This is a genomic window from Azospirillum thiophilum (genome assembly GCF_001305595.1).
Lineage (GTDB): Bacteria > Pseudomonadota > Alphaproteobacteria > Azospirillales > Azospirillaceae > Azospirillum > Azospirillum thiophilum.
In genome coordinates this window covers 290,141-306,163 of record NZ_CP012401.1, presented here as the reverse complement: position 1 = coordinate 306,163, position 16,023 = coordinate 290,141, and the positions used below count along the sequence as shown (strand labels likewise).

Here is a 16,023-nt window from a genome sequence, read left to right as displayed (position 1 = left end):
TTTTCCATGTCCGGGGGAGCCGGCCGGTTCAGGCGGGCGGGGCGGCCGGCTCCTCGGTCATCGTGCGGTAGCGGGCGAGGATCCAGCCGAGATGGGCGGTGACGGCGTTGGCGGCATCGTCCGGATCGCGGCGGGCGATGGCCTGGTGGATGGCGCGGTGATGCTCGATCATCAGCGCCTCATGATTCTCCATGAAGGGCTCGGTGTGCTTCATCTCGACCATGTTGCCGAGGATGTCCCGGATGGTCGACAGCAGATGCAGGTACACCGGGCTGCCGGAGGCCTGGGCGACGGCGACGTGGAAGTCCATGTCGTCGGCGGCCCGCCCGCCGTCGCGGTTGGTCTGGCTCATGGCGGCCAGGATGCGGCCGATGGTGTCGATCTGCTCCTGCGTCGCCCGTTCGGCGGCACGGCGCGCTGCCCAGCTTTCCAGGGCCATGCGGATCTCGACCAAATCGCAGAGGTTCTGGTGGGTGCTGCGCACCATCGCGGTGAGGGCGCCATCCATCATCCCGGCGGAGGACACCACCCGCGTGCCGCCGCCCTGGACCGCGGTCAGGAAGCCCTGGGTCTTCAGCTTCTGCAGGGCTGCGCGAACCGACACCCGGCTGACATGGAGCTGTTCGGCCAGCTGCCGCTCGCCCGGCAGACGCTCCCCCGGGACCAGCTCTCCGCGTGCGATCCGGTCGAGCAGCTGTTGGGCCACCCATTCGGAAATGCGCTGCGAGGAGGAGGGGACATGGGCGCTGTCGTCGGTGCCGGGCACGGATTGGTCCCCTTGGGTCGGAAACGGATCATAAGCGGTTCATCATACCGGTAGCGGTCCCCACCGGCCGGGTCAATGGCCGACCGCCGATCTGCGGCGCCTTGCCCGCAGGGTGGAAAGCGCGGGCCGGCCCCCGGCCGGTAATCTCCCGGGCCGGTCGCGCGCTTAGCGGCTGCCGCGGCGGGCCAGCAGGATCCCCATCAGGATCACAGCGGCGCCGACCGCTTGCAAGGTTCCCAACGGCTCGTCGAGCAGGATCCAGGCGAGAATCGCCGCTGCCGCCGGTTGGAGAAGCAGGCTTACCGACGAGAAGGAGGCCGGCAGATGGGCCAGCGCGTAGGCGATCAGGCTCTGGCCGCCAGCATGGCTGAACAGGGCAAGCCCGCCGAGGACCAGCCAGCCGGCAACGGTCGCCGGCAGCATCGCCTCGCCATCCAGGAGGCCGAGCGGCAGCAGGACTACGGCGGTGATGACGCCGCTCCAGGTCATGATGGTGGCGGTGGAGAATTCGGCGCGCAGATGGCCGACCGACAGGATGTAGCCGGCATAGAAAACCGCGGTCAGCAGACCCAGCGCGTCGCCGAACAGATGATCTGGGCTGAGTTGGAAGCTCTGCCCCATCAGAACCACCGCACCGGCCAGCGCCATCAGCATGCCGACGACGAAGCGGCCGGTGATCCGCTCCTTGAACAGGAACCAGGCGGCCGGCGCCACGAACAGCGGCGCGAAGTTGGCCAGCAGCGTCGCGTTGGCGACCGAGGTATAGCGGATCGAGGTGTGCCAGACCGCGAGGTCGCCGGCGAAGCACAGGCCGGCCAGCGACAGGCGGGCATAATCGGCGAGCGAGGAGGGGGACCGGCGCCCTTGCCTGGGTTCGGAGCCCATCCACAGCGCCAGCACCGGGGCGGCCAACGCCACCCGCCAGAAGCCGGTGGCGACAGGGCCGACTTCCGACAGGCGGACGAAGATCGGAGCGAAGGCGATGCCGAGCGCACCGGCCAGCAGCGCGATCAGGGCGATGCGCTGCGTCCGGGACGCATCGTCGGCGGGGATGGCACTGGCGTCGGGCATGGTGCCGCTTATAGCCGCCGGCCGTCCGCCGGGCCAGCCGGACGCGCGTCATGGCTGCCGTGCGCGTCCGGGAGTCCTGCAAAAGTAGCGAAGGCCGCAGAGGCGAGGGCCATGGTGGTGCAGCGCATCACGCAACGCCCTGCGGATCAGCGCGGACGGATGCGGCGTAGCGCCACCGACTCGTCGTCCTCGGCACCGAAATCGTCATAGTGGATCGGGCAGCGGCCATCCTTGCGCGGCTTGTCCTTGACCGTGGCAGGGTACCACTCGCCCTTCCACTGCACCTCGACCCGCATGCCGGGCTGGCACAGCGACCCGCCGGCCGGGTAGCCGGAGGCCGTGGGCGCCGGGGCGGCCACCGCCGGGCCGGCGGGCGGCATCGGGCTGAGCATCGGTGCCGCCGCTGCGGCGCCCGGGGCCGACTTCCCCTCGTCGCAGAAGGCGGTGCACACGGTTTTGGCGAGGACCTGACCGCCGCAGCTTCCGCCGAAACAGTCGCGATAGTCGGCCTCGCACCGCGCCTCGCAGCTGCTGTTGCCGCAGGAATAGGAGCGGTCGAAATCGCTGACCGACTTCTTGATCGGCTGCTTCTCGGCATTCCGGCGGTTCACATAGGCCTGATATTCGTAGAGGGCGCGCGATCGCGCCTCGTTCACGCAGGCCTGCTGCATCATCCCGCAGTTCTGGCGGCAGAAGTTGCGGTTCTGCTGGCACTGGTTGACGCACAGCCGCCCTTCCGCCGAGGTCGGCGGGATCAGGCTGTATTGCGTTTCATAGACGGGGCCGCAGGCGCTGAGCAGCGCCATCACGGCAAGGCAGAGGGTCAGCAGGCGGAGCATGCGGGACGTCTTCCGGGTGGGTGCGCACGGCAGAGGGAAAGAAAGGGTATCATCTTGCTGTTCGGGCTACCACCATCGGCCGCGCTTCCGCCCGGCCCGGGGGTTGCGTTAGTGTGGCGCATGGTTGCCTCATCCCCCGATCATCACGCCCATCCCGACACCCCGCCCGACACCGCGTCCGGGGAGGGGCCGGCCGAGCATCGGCGGCCCGTCACCGCTCCCGCACCGGCGCCCCGCATCGTCGTCCCCCTGCTGGGACCGGACGATCCGCCGCCGGCGATGACGCTGAACCCGGTGGCAGGCGGACCGCTGCTGCTGGTGTGCGATCACGCGTCGCGCGCGATCCCCAAACGGCTCGGCGACCTCGGCCTGCCGGAAGAGCAGCTGTGCCGGCACATCGCCTACGACATCGGCGCGGCCGAGCTGACGCGGCGGCTGGCGGCCCGCTTCGGCGCGACGGCGGTACTGTCCGGCTTCTCCCGGCTGGTGATCGACCCGAACCGGGCGCTGGACGACCCGACCGCGATCCCGGTGGTCAGCGACGATGTGGTCATCCCGGGCAACCGCGCGCTCGATGCCGAGGCGCAGGCCCTGCGGGTCGAGGCGCTCTTCCACCCCTATCACACGGCGGTGGCCGCGGCGGTGGCGGCGATCGTCGCGCGCGGCCAGGTTCCGGTGATGGTGTCGGTCCACAGCTTCACGCCGGCCATGCGCGGGATCGCTCGCCCGTGGCACATCGGCATCCTGTGGGACAACGACCCGCGCCTGCCGGTGCCGCTGATCGAGGCTCTGGAGGCCGACGGGCGCTGGTGCGTCGGCGACAACCAGCCCTATTCCGGGCGCGGCACGTCGGGCGGCACGGTGGAGACCCACGCGACGCCGGCCGGCTATCCCAACGTCCTGCTGGAGGTCCGGCAGGACCTGATCGCCACGCCGGAGGGCGCCGACCTGTGGGCGCAGGTGATCGGTGATGCGCTGGAACCCCTGCTCGGCCTGCCGTCGCTGGCGACCATCCACCATTATCCGCGGGCCTGACCACGCATGCGACACGCCGTCACCGAACCGTCCTTCACCCTGGGGCTGGAAGAGGAGTATCTGCTGGTCGACCGCGGCACGCGCGACATCGTGACCAGCCCGCCCGACGAGATGCTGGAGGCTTGCCAGCAGCAGGCGCCCGGCCGCATCCATCCGGAGTTCCTGCGCTGCCAGATCGAGGTGGGGACGCCGGTCTGCCGGACGCTGGCCGAGGCGCGGGAGGAACTGGCGGCGCTGCGCGGCACGGTGGCCGGGGTGGCGGAGCGCCATGGGCTGGCGCCGATCGCCGCCTCGACCCATCCCTTCGCCGCCTGGGAGCCGCAGAAGCACACCAACCGCGACCGCTACAACATGCTGGCCCGCGACCTGGGTGCGCCGGCCCGCCGCCTGATGATCTGCGGCATGCATGTCCATATCGGCATCGAGGACGACGACCTGCGCATCGACCTGATGAACCAGGTCCGCTATTTCCTGCCGCATCTGCTGGCGCTGTCGACCTCGTCGCCCTTCTGGCGCGGGCGCGACATGGAGCGCCGGTCCTACCGGCTGAGCGTGTGGCACGAGCTGCCGCGCACCGGCATGCCCGCCGGTTTCCAGAGCTACGGCGAGTATCAGAGCCATGTCGCGGTGCTGGTGAATGCCGGAGTGATCGAGGATGCGAGCAAGCTGTGGTGGGACATCCGCCCCTCCTCGCGCTTTCCGACGCTGGAGATGCGCATCACCGACATCTGCACCCGGCTCGACGATGCGGTGACGGTGGCGGCGCTCTACCGCTGCCTGCTGCGGATGCTGTGGCGGCTGAAGCTGCGCAATGTGACGTGGCGGCCCTACAAGAACATGCTGATCGAGGAGAATCGCTGGCGGGCCCAGCGCTATGGCCTGGACAGCGGGCTGGTCGATTTCGGCCAGGGCCGCATCGTGCCCTATGCCGACCTGCTGGACGAGATCATCGACCTGACCCGCGAGGATGCCCTGCATTTCGGCTGCACCGCCGAAGTCGAGCGGGCGCGTGAGATCGTGGAGCGCGGGACCAGCGCGCACCGGCAGATCGCGATCTTCCAGGCGGCGCTCGCCGAGGGGGCCGGCGAGGAGGAGGCATTGAAGCGCGTGGTCGACTGGCTGGTCGAGGAGACGATGACGGGGGTGGCGTGATTCGATCGCCGCGGCGCCCCGCGTCCGAACGGCGATGTTTTCCCGTGTTGATAAATCCGCATTGCGGAAATACAAGGCTCTGGTTGTTCAAAGAGGGGCGACCATGCTCAGAGCCTTGTTTTCCGTGGTTGTGCTGATGTTGGCTGGATGTCAGGCCACCACCAGGCCGGACGACGCCCGATCGCAGCAGGGGCGTGAACGGCCAGATCGTGAACGGCCAGATGCAGCCGGGGAGGCGGCGGGAAAATCCTTGAGCGCCGCCATTGTCGAAACGACGATGCCGGGCTGGAAAGCGTCCGCCGCGCTCGCTCCGATCGACGCTCGCTCATCCGGGATGAGGCCGGTGTGCCTGTACAAGGATTCGCAGGAATCCTTGATAGGAAGGAAAGGGCCCTGGCGCGTCGTTTCAAGTCAGAACTGCATAATTGATGAAATCGGTCACGAGAGATTTTATCTCGACTTCAGAAATAAAGCGATATACTTGGCCGCAAGTGAACGTGGAAATAATTTCTCCGGTTCAAAAGGCCGCGCGGGGAGACCGACAGACGAATCCGGCCGCTCGATCCAGTGGTATTGTACGCGGAGCACGCTCGCGGGAATAACCCGCAGTAGAAATGACAATTACAATATCTGCACGTCGGAATTCACCCAGACTGTGGCGACGCCGGCAAGCGTGATTACGAATACGCTGTTCGCGCCGATCGCAGTGCTTGCGCATGCCACGGATGTGGTCGTGGATACCGGGAAGCTCTATGAAGCCGCCGTGGAAAGTGGCGCGTTGAACGGTGCCTGGACCGAGTTCTATCTCGCTGCGCAGCAGGGAATTGGCACTGCCAGATCCTTGAATGATCTGAAAACGGCCCGTGTTCAGTATGACGCTATCCTATCTGGCGATGAGTCACTGAAAAGACTCTACGAGGATCGGGAGGCGAAGCTGCGTCAGGCCGAGCGCGAAAGTCAGAAATTGCGGGAACAACAGGAAAACCAGGAAATTGAAAAGCGGCGTGTGGCTGTCGCGCGTTTCCGACGGACCGTTTCGGCTGGAATGGACAGCCATTGCGGCTTGGTTCTGTCGGTCAACGGACCGGTGGCGATGGTACAGGCGCCTGCCGGGGTCGGGCAGTACGGGATGCGGATTTCCGAGCTTTATCCGGTCGGCCTTGCCTCCTGCCGTTTCATCAACGGTGTCTATCAGCGACCGAACATCGCGTATTGAAGGGGCTTGGCGACAGCTTGCGGGCGGCGTTGACGGGCGATGGCATTTGGATGGGCCGAACCGCCTTGACGCGCGCGTCAGGGCTCCATACGCTCCCGCACCGTCGATACCGCTGGATCGCGGGTTGAACAGGGCTGGCAAAGCAAAAAGCCGACAAAAGTCGGCGTTCGACGAACGGGGGCCGCTCCTTGCCAGGCGGCCCTCATTCGCCCTCGGGGCGGGAACAACCAGCAAGCGGGAGGGAGGAGCATGGCCGGCGCCAAGTTCCTGAAGTTCGATACGCAGAGCCTGCATGCGGGACAGAAGCCCGACCCGGCGACGGGAGCGCGGGCGGTTCCGATCCACCTCACCTCCTCCTACGTCTTCTCGGACGTCGATCAGGCAGCGGCACTGTTCAACCTGGAGCGGCCGGGCCATATCTATTCGCGCATCTCCAACCCCACCGTCGCGGTGCTGGAAGAACGGCTGGCGACGCTGGAGGGCGGGGTGGGCGCGGTCTGCACCGCCAGCGGGCAGGCGGCGCTGTCGCTTGCGATCATGACACTGATGGGGGCGGGCGGGCACATCGTCGCCTCCTCCTCCATCTATGGCGGCAGCCGCAACCTGCTGGCCTATACGCTGCCGCGCTTCGGCATCACCACCAGCTTCGTGCATCCGCGCGACCTCGACGGCATCCGCGCGGCGATCCGGCCCGAAACCCGTCTGGTCTTCGGCGAGGTGCTGGGCAATCCGGGGCTCGAGGTGCTCGACGTCCCGAAGGTGGCCGCCATCGCGCATGAGGCCGGCATCCCGCTGCTGATCGATTCGACCTTCACCACCCCCTATCTCTGCCGGCCGTTCGAGCATGGCGCCGACCTGATCATGCACTCCTGCACCAAGTGGCTGGGCGGGCATGGCACGGCCATCGGCGGCGTGGTGATCGACGGCGGCCGCTTCGACTGGGAGGCGTCGGGCAAGTTTCCGACCCTGACCGAACCCTATGCCGGCTATCACGGCATCGATTTCGCCGAGGAATACGGCCCCGCCGCGTTCATCGCCCGCGCCCGCGCCGAGGGGCTGCGCGATTTCGGCGCCTGCATGAGCCCGATGAACGCCTTCCAGATCCTGCAGGGGGTGGAGACACTGCCGCTGCGGATGAAGGGCCACATCCACAACGCCCGCAAGATCGTCGGCTTCCTGGAAGGGGAGCTGTATTCGGAAACGGGCGCCGGCAATGGCGGGGGCAAGGGCGGCAGCACCGGCGCCGTCGCCTGGGTGTCCTATCCCGAACTGGTCGACCACCCCGACCATGCGCTGGCCGCCCGGCTGCTGCCGCAGGGCGCCGGCTCGATCATCTCCTTCGGTATCCGCGGCACCGGCGAGGGTGGCAGCCGCGAGGCCGGGCGCCGCTTCATCGAGTCCCTGACCCTCTTCTCGCACCTCGCCAATGTCGGCGACGCCAAGTCGCTGGTCATCCATCCCGCCAGCACCACCCATGCCCAGCTGGATGCCGAGGCGCTCGCCGCCGCCGGGGTGGGGGAGGACATGATCCGCCTGTCCATCGGGCTGGAGGATTGCGAGGACCTGATCGACGATCTGAAGCAGGCGCTGCGCGCCGCCACCAAGGGCTGAGGGCCGCGCCATGCAGTTGACCGTCAATGGCTTCCCCGTCTTCGTCCACACCGGCGGCCGGGACATCGACCCGGCACGTCCCGCCATCGTCCTGATCCACGGCGCCGGCATGGATCACAGCGTCTGGAGCCTGCAGAGCCGCTACCTTTCCCATCATGGCCGTTCGGTCCTGGCGGTCGATCTGCCCGGCCATGGCCGCTCCGGCGGCGAGCCGCTGGGCAGCATCGCCGGGATCGCCGATTGGGTGGTCGCCCTGCTGGACGCCGCCGGGCTGGAACGTGCGGCGCTGGCCGGTCACTCCATGGGGGCGCTGGTCGCGCTCGACGCCGCCGCACGCCATGGCGCGCGGGTGGAGGCGGTCGCGCTGCTCGGCGTGGCGGAACGGATGCCGGTCCATCCCGACCTGCTGGCCGCCGCGCATGCCGGCGACCCGTCCGCCATCGAGATGGTGATCGGCTGGGGCCATGGGCCGCGCGGCCATGGCGGCAGCCAGGGCGGCGGCTGCCCGACTCCGGGGCTGGCGCTGATCCCCGGCGGCCGGCGGCTGATGGCATCTGTCCGCCCCGGCGTGCTGGGTGTCGATCTGGACGCCTGCAACGACTATGGGCAGGGCGCCGACGCCGCCGCGATGGTGGCCTGTCCGGCGCTGTTCCTGCTGGGCGCGCTCGACAAGATGACACCCGCGAAGGCCGGGCGGTCGCTGGCGGCGCGCGTCACGTCCGCGCAGGTCGTCATTCTGCCGCAGACCGGTCATATGGTGATGACCGAAGCGCCCGACGCCGTTCTGGATGCCCTGACCTCGTTCCTGTCCCTGCGGCGGGGCTGACGGGGCGTTTGCGGAGGCCATGGGGAAGAGCCGGGGCGTCGCCGCCATAAAACCTTAATCTTTCCCTGGCTATGCTGGATGGCGGGACGGGGTCGGCCGCGGCATCGCGGGTGAACGGCCGGATCGGCCCGATCATCCGTTGCCGGTCCGGGGGCTGTCTTGCAGGTCAATGAAAGACTGGCCGACGCGCTGTTCCGCGATGTCCGCGAGGTGGCCGCGGTGCTGGCGCCCGACGGTCGCGTGCTCCATGTCGGCGAGACGGGAGCGGAGATCCTGGGCGGCCCGGCCCGGGCGCTGGTCGGCGCGCCGCTCGACCGCCATATCCACCCCGACGATCTGGAAGAGGTCCGGTGCAGGCTCCGGGCGCGTGCCGCGGCCCCGGCGGGGAGCAGCGGCCGTGCCGTGTTCCGCTTCCGCTATGACGGCGGCGGCAGCGACGATGGCGAGGACGGCGGCTGGCGCTGGCTGGAGGCGACCGCGCGCAACGAGCTGGCCGACCCGGACATTGGCGGGCTGGTGCTGAACATCCGCGACGTCAGCGGCCAGATCGCCCTGTCGGAGCGGCTGCGCGCCAGCGAGGCGCGCTATCGCAAGCTGGCCGACTCGGTGCCGGTCGGCATTCTGCAGACCGACGCTGCGGGGCAGGTGCAGTTCGCCAACGCCCGCGTCGGCGCCATCACCGGGCTGGAGCCGGACCGCCTGCTCGGCGACGGCTGGCTCGACGCCGTCCACCCCGAGGACCGGCCGCGGGTCGAGGCGGACTGGCGGCTCGGTGCGGGCGGCGATCCCCTGCCGACCGACTTCCGCTTCCACGATCCCCAGCTGGCGGGAGGCACTGGGATCGCCCGGCGGGTGATGTGCCAGCGCATCGCGCTGGAGGATGGCGGCAGCATCGCCACCGTCACCGACGTCAGCGAATATGTCCACACCGCCAATGCCCTGAGGCATTCGGAGGCGCTGAACAAGGCGATCCTGGACACCGCCGCCGATGCGGTCCTCACCATCGACGAGGCGGGGGTTCTGGTCGGCTTCAACCGTGCGGCGGAAGCGATGTTCGGGGTGTCGGCGGCGGAGTTGCTGTGGCGCCCGCTCGACCGCTTGCTGCCGGCGGAGACCCTGCGCGAAGAGGGTGGTGTCCGGTTGGAGTTCGCGACCGGCCAGACCACCGCCCTGGTCGCCCGCGACCGCGGCGCCGAGGCGGAGCGCGCCGACGGCACCCGGTTCCCGGTGGAGCTGTCGGTGAGCGCCAGCGAGGTGGAGGGGCGGCGGCTCCATACCGCCATCGTCCGCGACGTCACCGCCCGCCGCCGGGCCGAGGCCGACCTCCTGGCGGCCAAGGAGGCGGCGGAGGCGGCCGACCATGCCAAATCGGCCTTCCTCGCCACCATGAGCCATGAACTGCGCACCCCGCTGAACGCGGTGATCGGCTTTTCCCAGCTGCTGGACATGCGGATCGGCGAACCCGGCGGGCAGGAGCGGCTGCGCGACGGTGTCGCCGCCATCCGCCATGCCGGCGAGCGGCTGCTGGCCATGATCGACGATATCCTGGACATGGCCCGCGTCGAGGCCGGTGGGCTGTCGCTGGTCGAGGGAGCGGTCGACCTGCCGGCGCTCGCCGCCCAAACGGTGGCGCAACTCGGATTCCAGGCGACCCGCCAGACGGTGACGGTCGAGCTGGTCACCGACGGCGACCTGCCGCCGCTGCGCGGCGACGAGCGGCGTCTGCGCCAGGTGCTGGAAAATCTGCTGTCCAACGCCGTCAAGTTCAGCCATCCGCAGGGCACCGTCACCCTGTCGGTGATGCCGGCCGCCGACGGCTGGATCGAACTGGCGGTGCGCGACCGCGGCATCGGCATGAACCCGGAGGACATCGCGACCGCCCTGACCCCTTTCGCCCAGATCGATCAGGCCGCCAACCGCCGCTATGAAGGCATAGGACTGGGCTTGCCGCTCGCCCTGCGGCTGGTGGAGGTGCATGGCGGCAGCCTGACGCTGGACAGTGCTCCGGGGCAGGGCTGCACCGCGACCATCCGACTGCCGCCCTGGCGGATCATGACCATCGAGGAGTTGCTTGCGTCGATGCCGTGATCCGCCGACTGGCACCAGGCGCCCGGATGTGCCAGAAGCTGGCTGCGGAGGCCCCGGCCGGGGCCGGCGGCGTGGCAATGGCAGGTGTGCGATGGTGGAACGGGACGGACAGAAGGACGCCGTGGTGCTGGTCAGCGGCGGGCTCGATTCGACGACGGTGCTCGCCATCGCCAAGGCCGAGGGCTATCGGGTCAATGCCCTGAGCTTCCGCTACGGCCAGCGCCATGCGGTGGAGCTGGAGGCGGCGCGGCGCGTCGTCGCGGCGATGGGGGTGGAGCGGCATGTGGTTGCCGACATCGACCTGCGCGCCTTCGGCGGCTCGGCGCTGACCGACGCCATCGCCGTGCCGAAGCACGGCAGCGCCGCCGAACTGGGGGATGGGATCCCCGTCACCTACGTTCCGGCGCGCAACACCGTCTTCCTGTCCTTCGCGCTGGCCTGGGCCGAGACGCTGGGGGCGTCGGACCTGTTCATCGGCGTGAACGCGCTGGATTATTCCGGCTATCCCGATTGCCGGCCAGAATATATCGCCGCCTTCGAAACGCTGGCCAACCTCGCCACCAAGGCCGGGGTGGAGGGGACCAGCCGGTTCCGCATCCATGCGCCGCTGATGACCCTGGACAAGGCCGGCATCATCCGCCGCGGGCAGGAACTGGGCGTGGATTACAGCCTCACCCACTCCTGCTACGACCCGACGCCCGACGGGCAGTCCTGCGGCACCTGCGACAGCTGCCTGTTGCGGTTGAAGGGCTTTTCCGAAGCCGGAATGATCGACCAAATCCGTTATGAATCCGGAATGAATGGCTGAATAGTTAGGTCGATTCGATATCGGTTAGTTCTTCCACGGCATGTCTGCCCACGGGGTGCGGAACTCGCCGCCGAACTGCATCAGTTCGGCGGCGAAGGCCTCCGGGCCGACGATGCGCAGCGGCACCATATCGATGGCATAGCCCTGTTTGCGGAAGGCGGGCAGGTCCGGTGCCATCTCCCAGCGCGTGCGACTCATCACCCCGAGCATCCGCACCGGATCGACGCCGGCCGCACCGCGCGATCCCTCGCCCGGATTCCGGTCGCAGATCCGGATACGGCAGCCGATCATCGCGCGGTAATTCTCGGCGCTGCCGGAGAAGGGCGCAGGCGTCAGCTTCACGCCGGCCTGCCGCTTCAGCAGAAGCATGGCCAGATGGTCGTCCGACCCGATGCCGGTGGGGCCGACGGTCGGCGAGCGCGGTTTCTCCCTGACAGCGCGCAGGACGTCCGCGACGCTCCTGAACGCGCTGTCGGCATGGACCGTCATCACCCCGGGATCGTCGACGACGTTCAGCAGCAGATCCCCGGCCATGCACGGGAAAGAGGTCGCTGCTGTCATCGTTTCCATCCGATCATTCCGGTGCCGGTGTTGCCCTTGCCCACACGCCCGGTACGCGAAGCGTGTATAAATCAGAATGAATAACGGGTTTTAGGGCAATATAAGGCAAGAACCGCGCCAAAGAGGGCTGTTTTCAAGAACAAGACAGCCTATGCGTCGCAATGTCGCCAAATCGCGCTCGACTGCGATACAATGCTGGGCGATAATACAACTGGCGGATATGGATATGCCGGTTGTCCGATGACGGCCCGTTTCCGTCTCCATCCCCCGATGCCGGGAGCGTGGCACCCGGTTGTCGCGCCGTCGCGTGCGAGAGAGAGCGGATAGACCCATCCAATGACACATACCCTGAGATCGTCCCGGCCGGCCGCGTCCCGGTTGAGATCGCCCCGGGATCTCGCGGCCGGTCTGCTGCTGAGCGCCATCGCGCTTTGCGGGCTGTGGCTGGCCCGCGAATGGCAGGCCGGATCCCTCGCCATGATGCAGGCCGGCTTCTTCCCGCGGCTGATCTGCGGCTTCCTGCTGGCGATGGGGCTGGTGACGCTGCTGCGCGGGCTGACCGCCGACGGGCCGGCGACGCTGGGTTGGGCATGGCGCCCGTCCGTCGCCATCACCGGGGCCGTGGTCGCTTTCGCGGCGCTGCTCGACAGGCTCGGGCTGGTGCTCGCCATCCTGGCGCTGATCGGCATCGGCGGGCTGGCCGGCCGGCCGCTGCGCCCCGGTCCCTTCACGGCCCTGTGGGCCACGCTGGCGACCGGTTGCATCGCCATCTTCTCCTGGGGACTGGGCTTGCCGCTCCAGATCTGGCCATGATCGACATCTTCGCCAATCTCTGGCTCGGGCTGGGCGTCTCGCTCGAGCCGATGAACCTCGTCTACTGCTTTCTGGGCGTCCTGATCGGCACGTTGATCGGTGTGCTGCCGGGGCTGGGGCCGACGGCGACGGTGGCGCTTCTGCTGCCGATCACCTTCTACCTGCCGCCGGTCGGTGCGCTGATCATGCTGGCGGGCATCTTCTACGGTGCCCAATATGGCGGGTCGACCACGGCGATCCTGGTGAAGCTGCCGGGCGAGTCCTCTTCCGTCATGACCTGCCTGGACGGCAACGCCATGGCCCGCCAAGGCCGCGGCGGCGTGGCGCTGGCCACCGCGGCGCTGGCCTCGCTGTTCGCGGGCATCGTCACCACGCTGGTCATCGCGGTGGCCGGCCCACCGCTGGCCGGGGTGGCGCTGGCCTTCGGCCCGTCGGAATATGTGGCGCTGATGCTGGTCGGGCTGATCGGCGCGGTGATCCTCGCCCATGGGTCGGTGGTCAAGGCGGTGGCGATGATCCTGCTCGGATTGCTGCTGTCGATGGTCGGGACCGACGTCAATTCCGGCCAGATGCGCTTCACCTTCGATATTCCGCAGCTCTATGACGGGCTCGATTTCGTGCCACTGGCGATGGGGCTGTTCGGACTGGCCGACATCATCATCAATCTGGAGGAGACCGAAGGCCGCGGGATCGAGCCCTCGCCGATCCACCGGCTGTGGCCGTCCTTGCAGGATTTCAAGGAGGCATGGCCGGCCGCGGTGCGCGGCACCGCGCTGGGCGCCTTCCTCGGCATCCTGCCGGGCGGCGGCGCCACGCTCAGCGCCTTTTCCTCCTACGCGCTGGAAAAGAAGATGGCGCGCGATCCCTCGGCCTTCGGCAAGGGAGCCATCCAGGGCGTGGCCGGGCCGGAGGCGGCGAACAATGCCGGCGCCCAGGCCAGCTTCATCCCCATGCTCAGCCTCGGCATCCCGTCGAACGCGGTGATGGCGCTGATGGTGGGTGCCATGATGATCCACGGCATCACGCCGGGGCCGCAGATCATGACCAAGCAGCCGGACCTGTTCTGGGGCATGATCGCCAGCATGCTGGTCGGCAATGTCATGCTGGTGGTTCTGAACCTCCCGCTGATCGGCTTGTGGGTGCGGCTGCTGCGCGTGCCCTACGCCTATCTGTTCCCGGCGATCCTGGTCTTCTGCTGCATCGGCACCTACAGCCTGAAGAACGACGTGTTCGACGTGGTGCTGATGGCCGGATTCGGCGTGTTCGGCTATGTCCTGAAGAAGCTGGACTGCGAGCCGGCGCCGCTGCTGCTCGGCTTCGTCCTCGGCCCGCTGCTGGAGGAGAATCTGAGCCGGGCCATGCTGCTGTCGCAGGGCGATCTGAGCGTCTTCGTCACCCGTCCGATCAGCGCCGGGCTGATGGCGGTCGCCGCCGGGCTGCTCGCCCTGATCCTGCTGCCGGCCTTCCGCCGCCAGCGCGAGGTGGCATTCAAGGAATAGGGAAGCTGCCGTTCCGGATCCTGCGGCCGCCAGCCGCAGGATTCCAGCCTTGCCGAACAAGATAAAATTTTATATAAAAGCGCGTAGAAATGTATGGATGGCAAGGGAGCGCGTCATGGCCGCCACCTCTTGGATGGGACGTCGACTGACCGGCCGCGCCAACCGTGCGGTGATGCTTGCACATCGCCGCGCCAATGCACGCAAGCGCGCCTGGACCCGGGACATCGCGCGCGTGATGCTGGTCGCCTCTGTCCTGGTGCTGGGCGTGCTGGCGGTCGAGATCGGCCGCAAGGCGGTCACCATCCACAGCCACAGCGCCGCCCAGAACTCAGTCGAGATTGCCGGCTGATCCGCTGAGGCGATCCGTCAGGGCAGCACCACCACATACCGCTTGGTCGTGGTGACGACCACCGTCCAGCTGCCCTGGAAACCCGGTTCGATGACGAACCGGTCGCCGGCCTTCAAGGACCAGGAGCGGCCGTCGTCATGGGCGACGATGCTTTCGCCCTCCAGGATCTCGCAATACTCCCACTCGTCGTAGAGGATCCGCCAAGCTCCCGGCGTCGATCGCCATGTACCGGCGAACCGCTTGCCGTCCGCCGATTCATAGCCGTTCCATGTGGTGAAGGCCGGCGCTCCCGACAGGATGCGGTCGGCGGCCGGTGCGCCGGTCTCGGCCGCGCCAGGGCTCAGTAGAGCGAGAGACATACGTCGACTCCAAAGGAGATTTCCGATAGGCCGGCGGGAGACGGATTGCCTATTGGTGTATGTGGAAGGATTATGCTATCTCCGCGCGAACAATCTCGTCCTTGCCGGAATCGCTCTATGTTTTGGCTTAATCCGCCACTCGTTGTCTATCATGGCACATATGACGAAGCGGCGGCAGCGATGATGCGCAAGGGCTCGAGATACTCTCATTCAGTCGATGTCGGCGTTGGTCGCCCCAATTGCGATTTCGGTCCCGGCTTTTACGTAACGACGGACCTCGGGCAGGCACGGGAGTGGGCAAACATCAAGACCCGGCGCCTGCGGGCCTCGCGCATGTCCACGTTGCACCCGCTTGTCGCGGTTGTTGTCCGGTTCGAAATTGACCGCACGGCACTGTCCGAATTGGACAGTCTCGTGTTTCAGAATGATGGCGAGGTCTTCGGTTTCTGGCCTTTTGTTGAGGATTGCCGGGCCGGAAGGATCAGGGCGCATGGTCGCGAGAAGCCATATGATGTGGTCTATGGACCGGTTACCGCATGGCCGCAGCGTTCCATTCTGCCCGATAGATCCCAAATCAGTTTCCATACGGAGCGTGGATCGTCCGTGTTAGGATCGCCGGACAGAGCGTGTGTCGGCAGGCCGTTCTTATGAAGGATGGATGAGCGATGAGCCAGTATACGCCACCGATGGATGACCGGTCGTTGTTCTGGGCCGTGGTCGAGGCGACGTTGTCGGAAATCTTCCACGACGACCCTGCTTTGGCCCAGCGACTGAAGGATGAGCTTTCCGACGCGTCTGAATCGGAGCGATCGTTGTTTTTCCATGCGGAGCCGCTGGAGGTTGCTGCGGATCTTAGTGGCGTCACACCCACGGAAAGCCAATTTTTGTTGTATCGGTGCCTGCTGGGTCGACTGGCGCCGGAGGCGAAACTCGCACTGCGCGCAGACATGGCTGACGGGTGGTCGGCGCGCGTGGCCCGCAATCAGGCTCCTGCGGAGCAGTTGACGCTTTTCGGATCTGGTTGACGGGC

General features: G+C 67.6%; 17 protein-coding genes. 12 read left to right on the top strand and 5 right to left on the bottom strand.

Annotated features, from left to right (window positions below):
• Positions 1-28: 28 nt before the first annotated feature.
• From AL072_RS01365 to AL072_RS01355, 3 genes are all read right to left on the bottom strand, one after another.
• A complete protein-coding gene (locus tag AL072_RS01365; protein WP_045581823.1) occupies positions 29-766 on the bottom strand; it encodes a FadR/GntR family transcriptional regulator in 738 nt (245 codons plus the stop codon).
• Between the two features lie 165 nt (positions 767-931).
• Positions 932-1,837: a DMT family transporter gene (locus AL072_RS01360; RefSeq protein ID WP_045581824.1), complete on the bottom strand. Its 906-nt coding sequence runs from the start codon at positions 1,835-1,837 to the stop codon at positions 932-934.
• Between the two features lie 146 nt (positions 1,838-1,983).
• Entirely contained in the window at positions 1,984-2,676 is a 693-nt protein-coding gene (locus AL072_RS01355) for a tudor domain-containing protein (protein WP_045581825.1), read from the bottom strand.
• Between the two features lie 120 nt (positions 2,677-2,796).
• On the opposite strand from AL072_RS01355, the gene AL072_RS01350 reads away from it, so the two are divergent.
• The 7 genes from AL072_RS01350 (at position 2,797) to queC (ending at position 11,412) form a co-directional block, all read left to right on the top strand.
• Entirely contained in the window at positions 2,797-3,711 is a 915-nt protein-coding gene (locus tag AL072_RS01350; protein WP_052710039.1) for an N-formylglutamate amidohydrolase, read from the top strand.
• Positions 3,712-3,717: 6 nt separating this feature from the next.
• A complete protein-coding gene (locus AL072_RS01345) occupies positions 3,718-4,863 on the top strand; it encodes a carboxylate-amine ligase (RefSeq protein ID WP_045581827.1) in 1,146 nt (381 codons plus the stop codon).
• A gap of 103 nt (positions 4,864-4,966) precedes the next feature.
• Positions 4,967-6,079 (top strand): hypothetical protein, encoded by a 1,113-nt coding sequence (locus AL072_RS34040; RefSeq protein WP_144428103.1) that lies wholly within the window; start codon positions 4,967-4,969, stop codon positions 6,077-6,079.
• A gap of 249 nt (positions 6,080-6,328) precedes the next feature.
• Positions 6,329-7,690 carry an O-acetylhomoserine aminocarboxypropyltransferase gene (locus AL072_RS01335; protein ID WP_045581829.1) on the top strand — a complete coding sequence of 454 codons (1,362 nt, stop codon included), beginning with the start codon at positions 6,329-6,331 and terminating at the stop codon, positions 7,688-7,690.
• Between the two features lie 10 nt (positions 7,691-7,700).
• Positions 7,701-8,516 (top strand): alpha/beta fold hydrolase, encoded by an 816-nt coding sequence (locus AL072_RS01330; protein ID WP_045581830.1) that lies wholly within the window; start codon positions 7,701-7,703, stop codon positions 8,514-8,516.
• A gap of 159 nt (positions 8,517-8,675) precedes the next feature.
• Positions 8,676-10,604, top strand: coding sequence for a PAS domain-containing sensor histidine kinase (locus AL072_RS01325; RefSeq protein ID WP_045581831.1), 1,929 nt, complete (start codon positions 8,676-8,678; stop codon positions 10,602-10,604).
• 91 nt (positions 10,605-10,695) lie between these two features.
• On the top strand, positions 10,696-11,412 hold the full coding sequence (queC, locus tag AL072_RS01320) for a 7-cyano-7-deazaguanine synthase QueC (protein WP_045581832.1): 717 nt from the start codon (positions 10,696-10,698) through the stop codon (positions 11,410-11,412).
• Positions 11,413-11,436: 24 nt separating this feature from the next.
• Here the strand turns inward: queC and AL072_RS01315 are convergent, their stop codons facing one another.
• A complete protein-coding gene (locus AL072_RS01315) occupies positions 11,437-11,973 on the bottom strand; it encodes a tripartite tricarboxylate transporter substrate-binding protein (RefSeq protein ID WP_245636721.1) in 537 nt (178 codons plus the stop codon).
• Positions 11,974-12,351: 378 nt separating this feature from the next.
• Between AL072_RS01315 and AL072_RS01310 the strand changes: the two genes are divergently transcribed.
• The 3 genes from AL072_RS01310 to AL072_RS01300 all read left to right on the top strand — a co-directional run bounded on the left by AL072_RS01310 (position 12,352) and on the right by AL072_RS01300 (position 14,634).
• Positions 12,352-12,786: a tripartite tricarboxylate transporter TctB family protein gene (locus tag AL072_RS01310; RefSeq protein ID WP_245636720.1), complete on the top strand. Its 435-nt coding sequence runs from the start codon at positions 12,352-12,354 to the stop codon at positions 12,784-12,786.
• A complete protein-coding gene (locus AL072_RS01305; RefSeq protein WP_144428102.1) occupies positions 12,783-14,285 on the top strand; it encodes a tripartite tricarboxylate transporter permease in 1,503 nt (500 codons plus the stop codon). Before AL072_RS01310 ends, AL072_RS01305 begins: the two co-directional genes overlap by 4 nt.
• Positions 14,286-14,400: 115 nt before the next feature.
• Positions 14,401-14,634: a hypothetical protein gene (locus AL072_RS01300; protein ID WP_045581834.1), complete on the top strand. Its 234-nt coding sequence runs from the start codon at positions 14,401-14,403 to the stop codon at positions 14,632-14,634.
• Positions 14,635-14,651: 17 nt separating this feature from the next.
• Here the strand turns inward: AL072_RS01300 and AL072_RS01295 are convergent, their stop codons facing one another.
• A complete protein-coding gene (locus AL072_RS01295) occupies positions 14,652-14,993 on the bottom strand; it encodes a cupin domain-containing protein (RefSeq protein ID WP_045581835.1) in 342 nt (113 codons plus the stop codon).
• A 72-nt stretch (positions 14,994-15,065) separates the two neighbouring features.
• Here AL072_RS01295 and AL072_RS36165 point away from each other — a divergent pair, with 72 nt between their 5' ends.
• Both AL072_RS36165 and AL072_RS01290 read left to right on the top strand, forming a co-directional pair.
• Positions 15,066-15,644: a DUF3990 domain-containing protein gene (locus tag AL072_RS36165; protein ID WP_144428101.1), complete on the top strand. Its 579-nt coding sequence runs from the start codon at positions 15,066-15,068 to the stop codon at positions 15,642-15,644.
• Positions 15,645-15,658: 14 nt separating this feature from the next.
• The gene (locus AL072_RS01290; protein WP_045581836.1) at positions 15,659-16,018 is read left to right on the top strand and encodes a hypothetical protein; all 360 of its coding nucleotides are present in this window, start codon (positions 15,659-15,661) and stop codon (positions 16,016-16,018) included.
• The last annotated feature ends 5 nt before the right edge of the window (positions 16,019-16,023 follow it).

Coding starts and splice junctions, on each gene's coding strand:
- AL072_RS01360 (WP_045581824.1), bottom strand. CDS start 1,837: ATGCCCGACGCCAGTGCCATCCCCGCCGACGATGCGTCCCGGACGCAG.
- AL072_RS01355 (WP_045581825.1), bottom strand. CDS start 2,676: ATGCTCCGCCTGCTGACCCTCTGCCTTGCCGTGATGGCGCTGCTCAGC.
- AL072_RS01350 (WP_052710039.1), top strand. CDS start 2,797: ATGGTTGCCTCATCCCCCGATCATCACGCCCATCCCGACACCCCGCCC.
- AL072_RS01345 (WP_045581827.1), top strand. CDS start 3,718: ATGCGACACGCCGTCACCGAACCGTCCTTCACCCTGGGGCTGGAAGAG.
- AL072_RS34040 (WP_144428103.1), top strand. CDS start 4,967: ATGCTCAGAGCCTTGTTTTCCGTGGTTGTGCTGATGTTGGCTGGATGT.
- AL072_RS01335 (WP_045581829.1), top strand. CDS start 6,329: ATGGCCGGCGCCAAGTTCCTGAAGTTCGATACGCAGAGCCTGCATGCG.
- AL072_RS01330 (WP_045581830.1), top strand. CDS start 7,701: ATGCAGTTGACCGTCAATGGCTTCCCCGTCTTCGTCCACACCGGCGGC.
- queC (WP_045581832.1), top strand. CDS start 10,696: ATGGTGGAACGGGACGGACAGAAGGACGCCGTGGTGCTGGTCAGCGGC.
- AL072_RS01315 (WP_245636721.1), bottom strand. CDS start 11,973: ATGACAGCAGCGACCTCTTTCCCGTGCATGGCCGGGGATCTGCTGCTG.
- AL072_RS01305 (WP_144428102.1), top strand. CDS start 12,783: ATGATCGACATCTTCGCCAATCTCTGGCTCGGGCTGGGCGTCTCGCTC.
- AL072_RS01300 (WP_045581834.1), top strand. CDS start 14,401: ATGGCCGCCACCTCTTGGATGGGACGTCGACTGACCGGCCGCGCCAAC.
- AL072_RS01295 (WP_045581835.1), bottom strand. CDS start 14,993: ATGTCTCTCGCTCTACTGAGCCCTGGCGCGGCCGAGACCGGCGCACCG.
- AL072_RS36165 (WP_144428101.1), top strand. CDS start 15,066: ATGCTATCTCCGCGCGAACAATCTCGTCCTTGCCGGAATCGCTCTATG.
- AL072_RS01290 (WP_045581836.1), top strand. CDS start 15,659: ATGAGCCAGTATACGCCACCGATGGATGACCGGTCGTTGTTCTGGGCC.